Genomic DNA, 17447 nt, shown 5'->3' on the forward strand with positions numbered 1-17447 from the left:
GGCGCCATGGCTGGCAGCGAAGAGCGCGGCAGCAAGGGCGTGAAAGGTGATAGGCGAGTAGACCGGAACGGCGTGCCGATGTTCGTTTGTGCAGTTGCTTTCGGGTATCGAGTTGTTACCGAAGCATGACAGGGCTGCGGCCGCTTTCACGCCTGCGCTATGCTGCGCCGCTGACCCGCAGCGGACTCCGCCATGTCGCCCACATCCCCCGATCTGCGCCGCCCTGCGGGTACCACGCTGGTACTGCTGGCCTCGTTGTACTGCGCCCAGGGGCTGCCCTCCGGGCTGATCGCCCACGCGCTGCCGGTGCTGCTGCGCCAGCACGGCGTGGACCTGGCGCTGATCGGCCTGCTCAAGCTGCTGGCGCTGCCCTGGTTGCTCAAAGTGCTGTGGGCGCCCTGGGTGGACCGCCTCTCGTCGCGGCGCCTGGGCCATCACCGGGGCTGGATCCTGCCGCTGCAAAGCGGCGTACTGCTGGTTCTCGTGGCCCTGGCCATGCTCTCTCCGAGTGCGCTGTTTGGCGCGCATCTGCCGCTGCTGCTCGGCCTGCTGCTGTTGATCAACCTGGCTGCCGCGACCCAGGACATCGCCACCGATGGCCTGACCGTGCGCCTGTTGCCGGAGCGCTGGCGCGGGCTTGGCAACAGCCTGCAGGTGGGCGGCTACAAGGTCGGGATGATCGTCAGTGGCAGCGGCCTGCTGCTGATCATCGACCGTTTCGGTTGGAATCTCTCGGTGCTGCTGCTGGCGGGGTTGCTGGCGCTGACGCTGTTGCCAATCTGGCGCTTCGCCGAGGCACGCCATCTGCCGCCACAGCCCGCGTCGACCGAGCCGCTGGGGCCGGGCCTGCTGTTGCAGCATTACCGTGGTTTGCTGGTGCTGCCCGGCATGGGGTTATGGCTGGCGGTGGTGCTGACGTTCAAGCTCGGCGACGCCCTCGGCTCGCCGATGATCAAGCCGATGCTGGTGGACCAGGGCTGGAGCAACGCCGAGCTGGGGCAACTGACGCTGATCAGCAGCCTGGTGGGGATCGGCGGCGCGCTGCTGGGCGGGCTGCTGTATGCGCGCCTGGGTGTGCTGCGCGCGTTGCTGATTTTTGGCGTACTGCAGGCATTGAGCCTTGGTGCCTTGGCGCTGCTGGTCAGCCGTGGCGGCGACGCATTGCTGGTCTATGCCTTGACGCTGTGTGAGCAGGCGGCCGACGGTTTATCCACAGTCGCGCTTTTCGCCGCGATGATGCGCCAGTGCCGGCCTGGTCACGAGGGGGCGGATTTCACCCTGCAGGCCTCGACGCAAATCCTCCTTGGCGGCTTCGTCGGCGCCGCCAGCGGCGTGCTGGCCAAGACGCTCGGCTATGACGGCCTGTTCATTGCCGCCGGGGTTCTGGGGCTGGCGGCATTGCTATTGGTATGGCGTTATTTCCGTCGTCACGGCTGGTGATAGTGAAGCGCGCTTAGCGTAGCCGAGCGTGCCAGCACGATTGTCAGGCGCTCCGGGTTCTGTAGGAGAACAGCCAAGCGTCGCCCCCGGCGTGAACGATTGCGGCCATGCCGCGATATCGGCGTTGCCCATGCCATTCGCCGCGGGGTCGCGGCTCCTACAAGTGATCGCGGCATGACCACCCATCGCGTAGGAGCGTCGCCCCCGGCGCGAACGATTGTGGCACTGCCACGCTATCGGCGTTGCCCATGCCATTCGCCGCGGGGTCGCGGCTCCTACGGGGTGTGCGGCGGTCTTGCGAAACACACCCTCGCGTAGGAGCGTCGCCCCCGGCGCGAATGATTGTGGCCCTGCTGCGATATCGGCGTTGCCCATGCCATTCGCCGCGGGGTCGCGGCTCCTACGGGATCGTCGGTGCCGGGCGAAAAAGGGTTTCGATCAATATCGCTCCCTGTCTATCGCTCACTCTTCGAACTGCACGGGGCAGCCGGGGCCTTCGAGTTTCTGGATCTCCTCGACCACGTGCGGTCGGGCGTGGCGCAACACCAGTTGGCGATTCTGCGTCTGCAGGCGGCGAGCTTCGTGGTGGAGCATTTCCACGCCGGCGTAATCGATGAAGTTGATGTGCCGGGCATCGACCACCACCCGCTCGCCACGGCTGAGCTGCAGCACTTGCTGCACGTAATGGCAGGCGCCAAAGAAGATCGAGCCTTCCAGGCGCAGCAGTTCGTCGTCGCCATCGCGGGTGTATTTGAAGCGTGGCTGCGAGGTGCGTTTGAGGTAGAAGAACAGCGAGGCCAATACGCCGGCATAGATCGCCGTCTGCAGTTCCAGCACCAGCGTCGCGAGCAGGGTCAGCAGCATCACCACGAACTCCGAGCGGCTGACCCGCAGCAATGCGCGAACGCCGGGTATATCCACCAACCCCCAGCAGATCAGCAGGATGGCGGCGGCCATGCTGGGCAGGGCGATGTGCGCGATCAGCGGCGCGCAGAACACCGCGAACGCAGCCACCAGCACCGCCGAGAACACCCCGGCCAGCGGCGACGTGGCGCCGCCCTGCAGGTTCAGCGCCGAGCGGGTGAAGGAGCCGGCCGACAGCGAGCCGGAAAACCACGGGCCGATCAGGTTGGAGAGGCCCTGGGCGCGTACTTCCTGGTTGGCATCCAGCAGTTGCTGCGAGCGGGCCGCCAGCGAGCGGGCGATGGACAGGCTGGTGACCAGGCCCAGCATGCCGCACGCGATGGCGGCGGGCAGCAGCTCCAGCAGGCTGTTGACCTCGAAGTCCAGCGTGGTGAAGGGAGGCAACTGGCCTTCGAACGAGTCGACCAGGGCGATGCTCGCGAAGAACCCAGGCAGGGCGGCGACCAGCAGGCTGCCCGCCGTTACGCCAATGAGCAGCGCTGGCAAGCGCGGCCAGAGGCGCCGGCATGCCAGGCTAACTGCCAGGGTGAATAGCGCCACCAGCACCGCGTGCCAGTCGCTTTCGCCCAGGTGCTGGCCAAGATCGAGCAGGGTCGCCACCGCCGTGCGCTGGCTGTCGACCTCAAGGCCCAGCAGGTTCGGGAGTTGGCCCAGGGCGATGACCAGCGCGGCGCCAAGGGTGAAGCCCAGCACCACCGAGGGTGACACGAAGTTGACCAGGTTGCCGAAACGCATCAGCCCCAGTAGCCACTGGAACAGCCCGGCGAGAAAGGTCAGCAGCAGCACCAACGCCACGAACTCCTCGCTGCCCGGCCTGGCCATGGGGCTGACGCTGGTGAACAGGACGATGGAGATGGCCGCCGTCGGTCCGCCGATCAGGTGCCACGACGAGCCCCACAGGCAGGCGATGATAACCGGCACGATCGCGGCGTAGAGCCCGTATTCGGCCGGCAGCCCGGCGATCAGTGCGTAGGCGATCGACTGTGGCAAAGCCAGAATCGCGCCACTCAAGCCGACCAGCAGATCCGTACCCAGCGTGCGCCGGGTGACATTCGGCCACCAGAGCAGGAAGGGAAACAGGCTGTATCGGCTGGGTAAGCGCATGCGGTCGCTCAGGTAGCTCGTGATTGGGTGGCGAACAGGGTAGCAGAGGCGTTTATCTGATCGTTCTCACGCTTCGTGGGAGCTATCAAAAGCGGGTATTCGCAGGGTGGACGACGCTTCACCTACACGGCCCGACCCCTCCACCGCTCTGGAATCGCAATGGTGGATGAAAAAGCGTCATCCACCCTACGCCCTGACGGCCTTATAGCTTGGCCTTCATCGCCGCCGGTGATCCCTTTTAGTCAGTCGCGCAGGGTGGACGACGCTTCACCTACACGGCCCGACCCCTCCACCGCTCTGGAATCGCAATGGTGGATGAAAAAGCGTCATCCACCCTACGCCCTGACGGCCTTATAGCTTGGCCTTCATCGCCGCCGGTGATCCCTTTTAGTCAGTCGCGCAGGGTGGACGACGCTTCACCTGCGCGGCCCGGCCCGTCCACCGCTCTGGGAATCGCAATGGTGGATGAAAAAGCGCCATCCACCCTACGCCCTGACGGCCCTACAGCTTGGCCTTCACTGCCGCTACCGCATCGCCGCCGTCGCGAGTGGTAACGCCCTCGAGCCAGCCATCGATCACCTGCGGGTTGGCCTTGAGCCAGTTCTTCACGGCTTGGTCATTGCTCGCCTGCTTGCTCAGCACGGCGTCCATGATGGCGTTCTCCATCTCCTGGGTGAACTTCAGGTTGCTCAGCAGCTTGCCGACGTTCGGGCACTGCGTCGCGTAGCCTTTACGGGCCAGGGTGTTGACGCTGCCGCTCTCGCCAAAGTACTTCTCGCCGCCCTTGAGGTACTTCATGTCGTACTGCACGTTCATCGGGTGGGGCGTCCAGCCGAGGAAGGCGACGAACTCGTCACGCCGCACCGCACGGCCGACCTGCACCAGCATGGCCTGCTCGCTGGACTCGACCAGCGTCCAGTCCTTGAGGCCGAATTCGTTGGCGGCGATGATTTCCTTGATCGACTCGTTGGCCGGCGCGCCGGAGGCGATGCCGTAGATCTTGCGACCGAACTTGTCGGCGTGCTTTTCCAGGTCGGCGAAGGTCTTCACTCCGGCCTCGTACGCGTAAGTCGGCACGGCCAGGGTGTACTCGGTACCGCTGAGGTTTTCGGCGACCTTGTCGACCTTGCCGTTGGCGACGAACTTGTCGTGGTTGGCCTGCTGCGCGGGCATCCAGTTGCCGAGGAACACATCGACCTGGCCCTTTTGCAGACCAGCGAAGATGATCGGCACGCCAAGGGTCTGGGTCTGCACCTTGTAGCCCAGGCCATCGAGCACCAGGCTGGCGATGCCGTTGGTCACCGCAATGTCGCTCCAGCCCGGATCGCCCAGTTTCACCGTGGCGCAACTGGCGTCTTCGGCGTGGGCCTGGAAGGCCAGGCTGGTGGCCAGGAGCAGGCTGCCGGCGACAGCGGTCTTGAATGTCTTCATGCCTAATTCCTTATGTTGGATTTTTAGTTGGCAGGCTATGCGACGCAGGTGAGCGCGCCAGGTTCCCACTTTTCCGTGGGTCACCTGGCGCATCACGTCACGCTTGGGGAAACCGCGCGCGGCGCTCCAGATCGTCGAGGTCGATGTGGTTGCGCATGTACTGTTCGCTGGCGTCGACCATCGGCTGGTGGTCCCAGCTCTTCAGCGTGCCTTGGGTCAGGGCCTCGGCGACCAGGCGACGGCGGCGCTGGCTGGCCAGGGTCGCCTGGTGGATGGCGGGCATGTCCCAACGGCTGCGTGCTTCGTCGAGGAAGGCCGCGACCTGCTCACGGTGATCCGGCGATTCGGCGAGGTTTTCGCGCTCGCGCGGGTCATTCGCGACGTTGAACAAAAGCAGCGGGTCTTCTTCGGAGTAGACGAATTTCCATTCGCCGCGGCGAATCATCATCAGCGGGCTGGTGGTGCCTTCGGCCATGTATTCGCCGAGCACTTCGTCGTGCCCGCCGCTGCCTTGCAGGTGCGGGAGCAGGGACCGGCCGTCGAGGTGCAGGCCTGGCTCGACCTGCCCGCCGGCCAGCTCAACCAGCGTTGGCAGCAGGTCTACGGTGGACACCGATTGGCTGACCCGGTGCGCGGCGAAGCGTGCCGGGGCGTGTACCAGCAGCGGTACGCGAGCGGCCATCTCGAACCAGTGCATCTTGTACCAGAGGCCGCGCTCACCAAGCATGTCGCCGTGGTCGCCGGAGAACACGATGATGGTGTCGTCGGCCAGCTTGCAGTCCTTGAGGGTCTTCAGCAGTTTGCCGATGTTGTCGTCGATGTAGCTGCAGGCGCCGAAGTAGGCGCGGCGGGCATCACGGATTTTGTGTTCGGGCAGCGGCTTGTCCCACAGGTCGATGACCTTGAGCAGGCGCTGGGAGTGCGGGTCCTGCTCGGCCTGGTCGATGACCTGGCGCGGCAGCGGGATATCGCCATCGCTGTAGCGGTTCCAGTACTCCTCGGGGATGGTGTACGGGTCGTGCGGATGGGTCATCGACACCGTCAGGCAGAATGGCTGGTCCGGCGTCACGCGCACATGGTCGTAGAGGTACTGCTGCGCCTTGAACACCACCTCTTCGTCGAAGTCGAGCTGATTGGTGCGCACGCACGGGCCGGCCTGCAGCACCGAGGACATGTTGTGGTACCAGCTGGCGCGTACCTCTGGCTCATCCCAGTTCACGGCCCAGCCGTAGTCGGCGGGATAGATGTCGCTGGTCAGGCGCTCTTCGTAGCCGTGCAATTGATCGGGGCCACAGAAGTGCATCTTGCCGGACAGCGCCGTGCGGTAGCCGAGGCGGCGCAGGTAGTGGGCGTAGGTGGGTACATCGGCGGGAAAGTCGGCGGCATTGTCGTAGGCACCGATCTGGCTGGGCAACTGGCCGCTGACCAGGGTGAAACGCGACGGGGCGCACAACGGGCTGTTGCAGTAGGCCGAGTCGAACAACACGCCCTCAGCCGCCAGGCGCTGCAGGTGCGGCACCTTGATCGGCGAGGCCGAGTCGTGCATCGGCAGCAGCGGCGCGGCCATCTGGTCGGCCATGATGAAGAGGATGTTGGGACGCTTCATGGTGGCGTGTATTCCATATCGTTTTTTTATGCGAGAGTGTTGTTTCGATCATCCAGCCTAGCAGCGCCTGGGTAAACCGCGATGACGCACATGGCTAGGATAAGTACAGCTTATGTTCAAGTCGTTCGATGGCGTTTCCCTCGACGTGCTGCGGGTATTCGAGTCGGCGGCACGGCACCTGAGCTTCACCGCCGCGGCGGCCGAACTGGGCAGCAGCCAGCCGGCCATCAGCCAGCAGATCAAGCGGCTGGAGGAGCAGGTAGCGGCCCGTCTGTTCGACCGCGTTTATCGCGGAATCGTGCTGACCGAAGCTGGCGAGGCGCTGCTAGGGCCGGTGCAGGAAGGCCTGGCTGCGCTGGATGCCGGGCTGGATGCGGTGGTCGGGCGGCATCAGCACGAGGTGCTGCAGGTCGCCACCGATTTCGCCTTCGCCGCGTATTGGCTGATGCCACGGCTGCAGCGCTTCCATCAGCTGCACCCGGAGGTGGACGTCAGCCTGGTCACCAGCGAGCGCGACATGACCAGCCTGCCGGCGGAAATCGATGTGGCCATCAGCTTTGGCGACGGCCGCCTGAAGAACGGCGAGGTGCACCTGCTGTTCAAGGAAGAAGTATTCCCGGTGTGCAGCCCACAACTGCTCAAGGGGCAGAGCGCCAGCGCCAATCAACTGCTGGCGCGCCTGCCGCTGCTGCACCTGCGCCCTGAAAGCCGCTCGCGCTGGTTCGACTGGAGCGGCCTGTTCCGCGCCCTGGGCATCGCTGAAACACCCAGCCCCGGCAGCCTGCGCTTCGACAATTACACCTTGCTGCTGCAGGCCGCAATTGCCGGGCAGGGCGTGGCGATCGGCTGGCGGCACCTGGTCGACGAGCTGCTGGCTCAGGGGCTGCTTTGCCGCCTCGACGAGCGCAGCGCCGCGTCGGACTTTGGCTATTACGTGGTCCTGCCCGAGCGCAAGAGACGGGTGCGGCTGGTGCAGGGCTTTACCGACTGGCTGCGCGACGAGATGACCCGCGAGTCGCTGCCTGCCGCGCAGCGCGTGATCGATCCGATGGCGATCGCGCCATGACCGAGGCGCTCATTCGCGGCTACCACGCCCATGTGTATTTCGACGCCGCCAGCCTGGCGCAGGCGCGCGCGCTGTGCGAGGGCGCGGCGGCACGCTTCGCGGTGACGATGGGGCGCCTGCACCAGCAACCCGTTGGGCCGCACCCTGACTGGAGTTGCCAGCTGGCGTTTGCCGCCGAGCTGTTCGCCGAAGTGGTTCCCTGGCTGATGCTCAATCGCGGGCAACTGGTGGTGTTCGTCCACCCTCTGACCGGTAACGATCTGGTCGATCACCGTGACCTCGCCCTGTGGATGGGCGCCGTGCGACCACTGGACCTGTCCATTTTCCCCGCGGGGCGGCCAACTGATGAGGGGCGCTGAACGCCTCTGACGCGGGAGCCGCGGCACGGTATGATCCGCGCCTGATTTCCAAGAGCCCGTACCATGCCTTACCTGCTCGCCGTCACCGTCCTCTGGGCATTTTCCTTCAGCCTGATCGGCGAATACCTGGCGGGCCGGGTGGACAGCGATTTCGCCGTGCTGGCGCGGGTCGCCGTGGCGGCGCTGGTGTTCCTGCCCTTCACCCTCTGGCGCGGCTTGCCACGGCGCCTGCTGGCCGGCTTCTGGCTGGCCGGTGCGTTGCAGTTCGGGGTGACCTACCTGTGCCTGTACCGCAGCTTCCAGGTGCTGACGGTGCCGGAGGTGCTGCTGTTCACCGTGCTCACGCCGATCTACGTGACCCTGCTCGACGATGCCCTGGCGCGCCGCTTCAATCCCTGGGCGCTGGTCGCCGCGCTCGTGGCGGTAGGGGGCGGAGTGGTGATCCGCTTCGAGCGCCTGGAGGGCGAATACCTGATTGGTTTCCTGCTGCTGCAACTGGCCAACGTGACCTTCGCGGCGGGCCAGGTGTTGTGCCGCCAGCTGCTGATGCGTTATCCGACCGAGCAACCGCTGCATCGCTTCTTCGGGCACTTCTTCCTGGGGGCGATGGTGCTGGTGGTGCCCTCGTTCCTGCTCTTCGGCAACCCGGACAAGCTGCCGCAAACGGCGCTGCAATGGGGCATCCTGCTGTGGATGGGGCTGTTCGCCACGGCGCTTGGGCTGTTCTGGTGGGTGAAGGGCAGCGTGCAGGTGGACGCCGGCACACTGGCGATCATGAACGAGCTGCACGTGCCGGCCGGGCTGGTGGTGAACCTGCTGATCTGGAACCGCGATGCCGATATTCCCCGCCTGGCCCTGGGAGGCGCGATCATCCTTGCGTCACTGTGGCTCAATCGTCTGGGACGTCGACGGTCTATCGCCAGCTGATCCATTTATCGGAGAATGGGAACCGGCCTTGACGGGTGCTAACATCGCACCTTCAATTGCAAACGCAATCAGCTGTTTTTCAAACCCTATTTGCTGCTGACGATAGGGCACGGATGACGTTTTTCCACCGGCATGGAGTGCCTTCTCAGCCATCTCTTGCCCAGTGAATGCCATCGTGAATATTCGTCGCCCCTTCGCCAGCCTTGCCCTGGCCTGCCTGTTCATCGTCTCGCCCCTGGCCGCCAAGGCTGCCGCCCCTGCCAAGCAGGAACTCGCCTCCGGCAGTGCACTGCTCGTCGACCTGACCACGGACAAGGTGCTGTATTCCAGCAACCCGGACATGGTCGTGCCGATCGCCTCGGTCACCAAGCTGATGACCGCCATGGTCGCCCTCGACGCCAAACTGCCGCTGAACGAGCAACTGCCGGTGATCATTCGCGACGTGCACGACATGCGCGGCGTGTATTCCCGCGTACGCATCGGCAGTGAGATCAGCCGGCGCGAGATGCTTCTGCTGACCCTCATGTCTTCCGAGAATCGCGCCGCCTCCAGCCTGGCCCATCATTACCCGGGCGGCGTGACCGCGTTCGTCGCGGCGATGAACGCCAAGGCCCGCGCCCTGGGCATGACCCAGACGCGCTATGTCGAACCGACCGGCCTGTCGGAGCACAACGTCTCCAGCGCCAATGACCTGGTCAAGCTGCTCAAGGCGACACGCAAGTACCCGCTGATCGGCGAGCTCAGCTCCACCGGTGAGAAGACCGTGGCGTTTCGCAAGCCCAACTACACCCTGGGCTTTCGCAACACCAACGCGCTGACCCGCAAGGCCGGCTGGGACGTGCAACTGACCAAGACCGGCTTCACCAACCGTGCCGGCCACTGCCTGGTGATGCGTACCACCATGGGCGGCAAGCCGGTAGCCTTCGTGGTGCTCGATGCCTTTGGCAAGTACACCCACATGGCCGACGCCAACCGCCTGCGCAAGTGGGTGGAAACCGGCAAGGTCACCCCGGTCGCACCTGCCGCCTTGGCCTACAAGCAGCAGCGCGCCTCGCAGCGCCAGTTGCAGGCGGCTCAATAGCCCGAGGCGCCGTTCGCGCTAGTGCGCCTGCCACAGCGGATCGTCGGCCAGGCGCTGGGCGAGAAAGTCCAGCAGGCTGCGCAGCGCGGGCAGCATCTGCCGGCGTGACGCGTAGATGGCGTAGATGCCCAGCGACTGGGGCTGCCAGTGTGGCAGCAGACGGGTCAGCCGGCCGCTCGCGAGCAGCGGCGCCGCCGCGAACAGCGGCTGCATGCAGATACCCGCGCCCGCCACGGCTGCCTCGAGCAACACGCCGCTGTCGTTGCTGCTCAGGTTGCCGCTGACCGCCACCTCCATCTGTTCGCCTTCGCCTTCGAAATGCCAGACGCTGCGGCCGAAATAGCTGTAGCTCAGGCAATTGTGCGCGGCCAGCTCATAGGGCTGTTGCGCAACGCCCGCCCGCGCCAGGTAGCCGGGTGATGCACACACCACCGAATGACAGGTGCCCAGCTGCCGGGCAACCAGGTTGGGGTCCAGGCGGTTGGTGAAGCGCAGGGCCAGATCGATGCCTTCCTCCACCAGGTTCTCTGCCTGGCTGCTGATGAGCACGTCCACCGAGGTGTCGGGGTAGAGGGCGAGGTACTCGACCAGCACCGGGCTCAGCCAGGCCTGTGCGAATGCCTGGCTGCAGGTGATACGCAGATTGCCGCTGGGCCCCTCGTTGGCCTTGAGCCCCGTGGAGCGCATCGCTTCGGCGGTGAGCAGCATCTCCCGGCAGTGCGGCAACAGCTCGTTGCCCACCTGGGTCAGGCTGAGCTTGCGTGTGGTGCGGTGCAGCAGGCGCGCACCGACCCAGCCTTCCAGCGCGGCCAGGTAGCGGGAAACCATCGCCCGGGAAATATCCAGGTGCTCGGCCGCGGCGGTCTGGCTGCCGCGGTCCACCACCTCGACGAAAACGCGGGTCGCCATGAGTCTGTCCATGATTCGCTCGATCCATGCAACTGAGTTGCGGCGATTATGCAGCTTTTCGCAGGGTTCGCACCGAGTAAGCTGCCAGCTCATCCATCGGCGGTGTCTCACATGATCCGTTCCATGCAACTGTTCTACACCACCCTGCTGTTGGCGTTCGCCGGGCTGGTGTTCGCCAGTGGCGAACCTGCCGCCGACCGATCCTCATCAGCCAAATCGGAGCATCCTATGAAAATCGTCGTCCTTGGTATCAGCGGGCGGGCGGGGTCGCGCATTGCCCATGAGCTCTTGCAGCGTGGGCATCAGGTCACCGGCATCGCCCGGCAGGTGGGTGAGGTGCCCGCGCAGCAGGGGCTGCAGGTGGCCAGTGCCGATGTCGCTGATATCGAGCGCCTGGTACCGCTGCTCGAGGGTCACGACGCGGTGATCAGCTCGACGCGCTTCGTCGGCAGCGACGCAGCCAGCCTGCTGGGTGCCGTGAAAGCCGCCGGTGTGCCGCGCCTGCTGGTGGTCGGCGGTGCCGGCAGCCTGGAAGTGGCGCCGGGCGTGGCGCTGATCGATACGCCTGAGTTTCCGGCGGCGTATAAGGAGGAGGCGGGTGCCGGGCGCGACTTCCTCAACGTCCTGCGTGGCGAGAACGCCCTCGACTGGACCTTCCTGTCGCCTTCGGCGCTCTTCGAGCCTGGCCAGCGTACCGGTCGCTTCCGTATCGGCAAGGACAGCCTGTTGGTCGATGCAGGCGGCAACAGTGCGATTTCCATGGAAGACTTCGCCATCGCCCTGGTCGATGAGCTGGAGCGGCCCCAGCATTCGCGGCAGCGCTTCACGGTCGGTTACTGAGGCTTATCCGCGCAATCCGAGCACAAAAAAACGCGGCTCAAGCACCCCCACATTCGGCAATAGTGGGAGCGGCTTGGCCGCGTTGCAGGGCCTTGGCTTCACACAAGGCAAGTTGCTAGAGAGTGGTTTCAGGCCAGCAGTTGCATGCCCAGCTGGACGGCCACCCAGAGCGCCAGGATCGTGGCTGCGCCGAGGGCGATGTTCTCGAACCAGTTGTTGCAGTACTTGCCGAGCAGCTTTTTCTGGTTGGACATGATCAACAGGCCCAGCGAGATCACCGGCAGGCCGACGATGTTCAGGGCGTTGACCGCAATGGTCAGGGTCACGAAGTCCGGCATGCCGGGCAGCGACCACACCAGCGGGGTGATCAGCACGAACAGCAGGAACCACTTGTGCAGCGGGTCCTTGTGGAAGGTGCTGCCATATTTCTCGCGGCGCTTGGGCACGATGTGGTGCAGGGCATCGGTGATCAGCATCGGGAACGCGGTGGTCTTGCCGGCGACGCTGGCGAACAGCGTGGCGAACGCGCCGACGAAGAACAGGTACCAGCCAGTTGGGCCGAAGAACATCTGCAGGGCAGCGCCCAGGTCACCCAGTGTTTCCACCTGCAGGCCGTTCGGACGCAGGATTTCCGCACCCACCACCCAGATCGCCAGGTTGATGATGATGCCGACGAACACCGCGAACAGCAGATCGTTACGCTGGATGCGCTTGTGCTCCGGGCCGGTCCAGCCTTTTTCCTTCATCACGTAGGGCAGCACGAAGTTGGCGATGGAGCCGGCAACCGCGCCGATTACCGAGACGGCGACGATCAGAGCGCCATGTACGCCTTCATCCGGCGGAATGCTGAAGCCGATGGTGCCCGCGGCGATGCCGCCCCAGTCCGGACCGGACATCAGCGCCAGGGCCATGAATGCCAGGGTCATCAGGCACAGCAGGCCTTTCATCACGCCTTCGATCAACGAGTAGATGCTGCGTCCGACCAGCAGCCATACCGCGATGGCGACTGCAATCGAGCACAACAGCGGTGCGTTCAGGCCGATCAGAGTGGCCAGCGCTTCGCCAGCGCCCTTGAGCATGTAAGCATTGGTCAGGTGACCCATGAGCAGGGCATAGCCGAACATGAACCAGGCGAAGCTCGGGTGCAACTGAGCGTAACCGCCGAGGATACTCATCCCCTGGTTATTGCACAGCTGGAAGCGCGCCATGATGTTGACGATGAGGAAGCGCAGAAGCAGCGAGACGGCCAATACCCACATCATGGCATAGCCGTAATTGGCGCCTGCTACCGAAGAGGTGATCAGGTCACCGGCGCCTAGCCACGAGAGCACGGCGATGATGCCGGGGCCAAGCAGCTTGATGAGTTTGCCGAGGGTGGAACCGGAACTGCCGACGGCAGCTTTGTCGAGTACTTCTGAGCGGGCCATGCGCGGGCCTCCGATTATTTTTGTTGGAATGACACAAGCTGGGTATTACGACATCACACAACTTGGCCGAGTTCAAGATGTTCGGAAATTTTTAGTATCATCACGCTGGTAGCGCTATCCATTTTTTTTATCATGTTTATCAATAAGATAAGAATAAATTTTGTGAATTGAAGTAAATTTATTTCGTCGACCAGCGGTCGCTATGCGTTGCCATCTGCCCTAAGTCGTAATACAACTTGCGTGAATCAGGCCGTTTATCTGGTTCGCTCACGGGTGCGTCGCGCGCTGCCTTTTAGTCCGCGTGATGCATTTTCCGTCCGATAACGGCGCCATACCCGTTCAGAGGAGAAGCCTATGACTGCTGCAAACACGCGCCCACACCTATTGATGATCGGGCCGCTTCTGCCAGCGTTGGTGGAGCGCATAGCCGAAGGCTACGAGATCCACCGTTACTGGGAAATGTCCGACCCGGACGCCTGGCTGCGCGAGCACGCAGACCGTATCGATGGCATCGCCACCAGCGGTGTATTCGGCGCCAAGGCCGAACTGATCGAGGCGCTGCCGAACCTCAAGGCCATCATCAGCTTTGGCGTAGGCTATGACGCGATTGCCGTCGAAACGGCAAAGAAGCGTGGAGTAATTGTCACCAACACGCCGGGTGTTCTGGATAACTGCGTTGCCGATACCGCGGTGTCCATTCTACTCGCCCTGGGCCGGCGGATCTGCGAGGCAGACCGTTTCGTGCGTGCGGGCCACTGGCAGAGCGCGCGTTTTCCACTCTCCGGCAGCATTGGCGGCAAAGTGTGCGGCATCGTCGGCATGGGCAACATCGGTCGCGCCATCGCCCGCCGTGTCGAGGCCTTCGGCATGACGGTCGCCTATCACAACCGTCGCCGCCGTGATGATGTTGACTACACCTACCACGAGACCCTGGAGGGGCTGCTCGAAGCCTCCGACTACGCGGTGCTGGTGGTGCCAGGTGGCCGCTCCACCGACAAGCTGATCGGCGCCGAGCAGCTGCGTGCACTCGGGCCGCAAGGCTATCTGGTGAACATCGCCCGCGGCACCGTGGTGGACGAGCAGGCGCTGGTCGAGGCGTTGCAGAACGGCACCATCGCCGGCGCTGCGCTCGACGTGTTCACGGACGAACCCACTGTGCCGGCAGCGCTGCTGACGCTCGATAACGTGGTACTCACGCCGCACATCGGCAGCGGCACCCACGAAACCCGTCAGGCGATGGCCGACCTGTTCTTCGCCAACCTCGAAGGCGTGTTCAGAGAGGGCAAGGCGGTAACCGCGGTCTGAAAGCAGCAATAAAAAACCGCTGCCCTTGCTCGGGGCAGCGGTTTTTTCATGCCTGATTTAGCGCCGGGCGCTGCGTACGCCTTCGGCCAGTTGGCTGCATAGCTCGAGTACGCCGTCGATCGCCTGCTGGTCGTTGTCGGCCTTGGCGATCTGGTCGATCAGCGCCGAGCCGACCACCACGCCGTCGGCCAGACGGGCGATGGTCGCCGCGTGTTCCGGCGTGCGGATGCCGAAGCCGATGCTGATCGGCAGGTCGGTATGGCGGCGCAGGCGGGTGACGGCTTCCTGCACATGTTCCACCGTCGCCGAGCCGGCCCCGGTGACGCCTGCCACGGATACGTAGTAGACGAAGCCCGAGCTGCCGTTGAGCACGGTGGGCAGGCGCTTGTCATGGGTGGTCGGGGTGGTCAGGCGGATGAAGTCGATGCCCGCGGCCTGGGCCGGGTCGCACAGGTCACGGTTGTGCTCAGGCGGCAGGTCGACCACGATCAGGCCGTCGACACCGGCTTGCTTGGCATCGGCGATGAAACGCTCCACGCCATATTTGTGGATCGGGTTGAAGTAACCCATCAACACCAGCGGGGTGGCCTGCTCGTCCTTGCGAAATTCGCGGACCAGTTGCAGGGTCTTGGCCAGGTCCTGTTTGGCAGCCAGGGCACGGATGTTGGCGAGCTGAATCGCCGGGCCGTCGGCCATCGGGTCGGTGAACGGCATGCCCAGCTCGATCACGTCGGCGCCAGCCTTCGGCAAGCCCTTGAGAATCGCCAGGGAAGCATCGTAGTTAGGGTCGCCGGCGGTCACGAAGGTCACCAGGGCGGCGCGGTTCTGTTCTTTCAGCTCGGCGAAGCGCGTCTGCAGGCGGCTCATATATGTTCTTCCTGTTCGTCGAAGTGGTGCATGACGGTCTGCATGTCCTTGTCGCCGCGGCCCGAGAGGTTGATCACCATCAGGTGATCCTTGGGCAGAGTCGGCGCGCGCTTGAAGACTTCAGCCAGTGCGTGGGATGTCTCCAGGGCCGGGATGATGCCTTCCAGGCGGCAGCACTGGTGGAAGGCGGCAAGCGCCTCCGTGTCGGTGATCGAGGTGTACTCGACGCGGCCGATGTCGAACAACCAGGCGTGTTCCGGGCCGATGCCCGGGTAGTCGAGGCCAGCGGAAATCGAGTGGGCGTCGATGATCTGGCCATCGTCGTCCTGCAGCAGGAAGGTGCGGTTGCCATGCAGCACGCCCGGTACGCCGCCATTCAGGCTGGCGGCATGCTTGCCGGTTTCCACGCCGTGGCCGGCCGCTTCCACGCCGATGATCTGTACCGACTTGTCGTCGAGGAACGGGTGGAACAGGCCCATGGCATTCGAACCGCCGCCGATGCAGGCGACCAGGCTGTCTGGCAAGCGACCCTCCTGGGCTTGCATCTGGTCACGGGTTTCCTTGCCAATCACGGCCTGGAAGTCGCGAACCATTGCCGGATAGGGGTGCGGGCCGGCGACGGTGCCGATGATGTAGAAGGTGCTGTCGACGTTGGTCACCCAGTCACGCAGGGCTTCGTTCATCGCATCCTTGAGGGTGCCGGTGCCGGCGGTGACCGGGATCACTTCGGCGCCGAGCAGCTTCATGCGAAATACGTTGGCCTGCTGGCGCTCGATGTCGGTGGTGCCCATGTAGATCACGCACTGCATCCCGAAGCGTGCGGCCACGGTGGCAGTGGCCACACCGTGCATGCCCGCGCCGGTCTCGGCGATGATGCGCTGCTTGCCCATGCGCCGTGCCAGGAGAATCTGGCCGATGCAGTTGTTGATCTTGTGCGCGCCGGTGTGATTGAGCTCCTCGCGCTTGAGGTAAATCTTCGCCCCGCCGCAGTGCTCGGTCAGGCGCTCGGCGAAATACAGCGGGCTCGGGCGGCCCACGTAGTCGCGCTGGAAATAGGCCAGCTCTTTGGTGAACTCGGGATCTGCCTTGGCCTTTTCATACTCGGCGGCCAGCTCGTGGATCAGCGGCATCAGCGTTTCGGCGACGTATTGACCGCCGAACGCGCCGAACAGGCCGGTGGCGTCTGGGCCGTTGCGTAATGAAGTCATGGGGTTCTCCTGTGAATTCGGAGGCCGCGAGCGGCCTGCTTGCCAAGGGGCATTGGCGTCGATGTTGGCCAGACTAACGCTGCGGCGTCGCTCGGAAAAGCGATTAGTTTGAATGGATAGTTGAGTAAATGTCACGTATTAACGCAATTCGCTTTCGGCTGGATCAGGGCCGTTGCTCATTATGTGACGCTATTTTCGTTATGTCGCTGGTTGCCAATTGGTATTCCAGCGTGGTTGGCCGATAATCGTCAGCTATGAAATTTATGCACAGGTGCGTGGCGTCATGAAAACAGGATGGTTATGGATTTTCCCGGGCATCGGCGCACTCATGCTGCTGATCGCCGTGGGCGTTCAGGTGAACCGCATCAGCGCGCAGGCGCAGATGACACTGACGCAGGGCGCGGTGGTGGACATCGAAGACGGCTGCCCCACCGTGTCGTTCACCACCCTCGACGGCACCCTGGGCGAGCACTACAGCAGCACCTGCAGCACGCCGCCATCCTTTGCTATTGGCGAGCAGGTTGAGGTGTATTACGACCCGCAGAATCCTGAGCGCGCGCACATCGACAGCTTTGGCCAAAACTGGCTGGGAAGCCTGATCCTCGGCGGCATTGGCAGCGTATTTCTGGCCATCGGTCTGCTCTTCGTGCTGCCGCCCTTGTTCGGCAAGCGGCGCGCCGCCGAGCTGCTGGTCACCGGCACGGCGGTGCAGGCCGAGGTGGTGGACGTCGAGCTCAATGAGTCACTGAGCATCAATGGCCGCAGTCCATACCGCATCGTCGCCCAGTGGCTGAATCCGCAGACCAACAAACTGTATGTGTTTCGCAGTGCCAACCTGTGGTTCGACCCCGGCCCCTACATCAGCGAGTCGCTGGTCACGGTGATGATCGACCCGGGCAACCCCAAGCGTTACAGCATGGATACGCGCTTTTTGCCCGAGCTGGTGGACTGAC

At 64.1% G+C, this 17447-nt stretch carries 15 protein-coding genes; 8 read left to right on the forward strand and 7 right to left on the reverse strand.

All coding sequences use genetic code 11. The features are described from left to right. Positions 1 to 192 precede the first annotated feature (192 nt). Positions 193 to 1440, forward strand: a complete 1248-nt coding sequence (locus ACZ0AV_RS14870) for an MFS transporter (protein WP_499151744.1) — start codon at positions 193 to 195, stop codon at positions 1438 to 1440. Positions 1441 to 1902: 462 nt separating this feature from the next. Here the strand turns inward: ACZ0AV_RS14870 and ACZ0AV_RS14875 are convergent, their stop codons facing one another. The 3 genes from ACZ0AV_RS14875 to betC form a co-directional block, all read right to left on the reverse strand. Next, a complete protein-coding gene (locus ACZ0AV_RS14875) occupies positions 1903 to 3468 on the reverse strand; it encodes a SulP family inorganic anion transporter (protein ID WP_499151745.1) in 1566 nt (521 codons plus the stop codon). A 501-nt stretch (positions 3469 to 3969) separates the two neighbouring features. Next, positions 3970 to 4899, reverse strand: coding sequence for a choline ABC transporter substrate-binding protein (choX, locus tag ACZ0AV_RS14880; protein ID WP_092371558.1), 930 nt, complete (start codon positions 4897 to 4899; stop codon positions 3970 to 3972). Positions 4900 to 4996: 97 nt separating this feature from the next. Continuing rightward, positions 4997 to 6505 (reverse strand): choline-sulfatase, encoded by a 1509-nt coding sequence (gene betC / locus ACZ0AV_RS14885; protein ID WP_499151746.1) that lies wholly within the window; start codon positions 6503 to 6505, stop codon positions 4997 to 4999. Between the two features lie 112 nt (positions 6506 to 6617). Here betC and ACZ0AV_RS14890 point away from each other — a divergent pair, with 112 nt between their 5' ends. The 4 genes from ACZ0AV_RS14890 (at position 6618) to pbpG (ending at position 9938) form a co-directional block, all read left to right on the forward strand. Continuing rightward, positions 6618 to 7571, forward strand: a complete 954-nt coding sequence (locus tag ACZ0AV_RS14890) for a choline sulfate utilization transcriptional regulator (RefSeq protein ID WP_499151747.1) — start codon at positions 6618 to 6620, stop codon at positions 7569 to 7571. Next, positions 7568 to 7930: a DOPA 4,5-dioxygenase family protein gene (locus ACZ0AV_RS14895; protein WP_092371549.1), complete on the forward strand. Its 363-nt coding sequence runs from the start codon at positions 7568 to 7570 to the stop codon at positions 7928 to 7930. The genes ACZ0AV_RS14890 and ACZ0AV_RS14895 overlap by 4 nt, the downstream gene beginning before the upstream one ends. Positions 7931 to 7993: 63 nt before the next feature. Beyond that, positions 7994 to 8857, forward strand: a complete 864-nt coding sequence (locus ACZ0AV_RS14900) for a carboxylate/amino acid/amine transporter (protein WP_499151748.1) — start codon at positions 7994 to 7996, stop codon at positions 8855 to 8857. A gap of 175 nt (positions 8858 to 9032) precedes the next feature. Next, on the forward strand, positions 9033 to 9938 hold the full coding sequence (gene pbpG, locus ACZ0AV_RS14905; protein ID WP_092371708.1) for a D-alanyl-D-alanine endopeptidase: 906 nt from the start codon (positions 9033 to 9035) through the stop codon (positions 9936 to 9938). 18 nt (positions 9939 to 9956) lie between these two features. Here pbpG and ACZ0AV_RS14910 read toward each other — a convergent pair whose 3' ends face one another. Beyond that, the gene (locus ACZ0AV_RS14910; RefSeq protein ID WP_092371543.1) at positions 9957 to 10859 is read right to left on the reverse strand and encodes a LysR family transcriptional regulator; all 903 of its coding nucleotides are present in this window, start codon (positions 10857 to 10859) and stop codon (positions 9957 to 9959) included. 216 nt (positions 10860 to 11075) lie between these two features. Between ACZ0AV_RS14910 and ACZ0AV_RS14915 the strand changes: the two genes are divergently transcribed. Further along, positions 11076 to 11687: an NAD(P)-dependent oxidoreductase gene (locus tag ACZ0AV_RS14915; protein ID WP_499153370.1), complete on the forward strand. Its 612-nt coding sequence runs from the start codon at positions 11076 to 11078 to the stop codon at positions 11685 to 11687. Between the two features lie 128 nt (positions 11688 to 11815). Here ACZ0AV_RS14915 and ACZ0AV_RS14920 read toward each other — a convergent pair whose 3' ends face one another. Continuing rightward, positions 11816 to 13114, reverse strand: a complete 1299-nt coding sequence (locus ACZ0AV_RS14920) for an Nramp family divalent metal transporter (RefSeq protein ID WP_499151749.1) — start codon at positions 13112 to 13114, stop codon at positions 11816 to 11818. A gap of 354 nt (positions 13115 to 13468) precedes the next feature. Here ACZ0AV_RS14920 and ACZ0AV_RS14925 point away from each other — a divergent pair, with 354 nt between their 5' ends. Continuing rightward, a complete protein-coding gene (locus ACZ0AV_RS14925) occupies positions 13469 to 14419 on the forward strand; it encodes a 2-hydroxyacid dehydrogenase (RefSeq protein ID WP_499151750.1) in 951 nt (316 codons plus the stop codon). 57 nt (positions 14420 to 14476) lie between these two features. Here ACZ0AV_RS14925 and trpA read toward each other — a convergent pair whose 3' ends face one another. Together trpA and trpB are read right to left on the reverse strand one after the other, a co-directional pair. Beyond that, complete coding sequence (gene trpA, locus ACZ0AV_RS14930; protein ID WP_499151751.1) at positions 14477 to 15286, reverse strand: tryptophan synthase subunit alpha; 810 nt, start codon at positions 15284 to 15286, stop codon at positions 14477 to 14479. After that, the gene (trpB, locus tag ACZ0AV_RS14935; RefSeq protein ID WP_499151752.1) at positions 15283 to 16494 is read right to left on the reverse strand and encodes a tryptophan synthase subunit beta; all 1212 of its coding nucleotides are present in this window, start codon (positions 16492 to 16494) and stop codon (positions 15283 to 15285) included. The genes trpA and trpB overlap by 4 nt, the downstream gene beginning before the upstream one ends. Positions 16495 to 16777: 283 nt before the next feature. Between trpB and ACZ0AV_RS14940 the strand changes: the two genes are divergently transcribed. After that, positions 16778 to 17446: a DUF3592 domain-containing protein gene (locus ACZ0AV_RS14940; protein WP_499151753.1), complete on the forward strand. Its 669-nt coding sequence runs from the start codon at positions 16778 to 16780 to the stop codon at positions 17444 to 17446. Position 17447: the final 1 nt, after the last annotated feature.

The organism is Pseudomonas sp. AC532, from assembly GCF_979258965.1.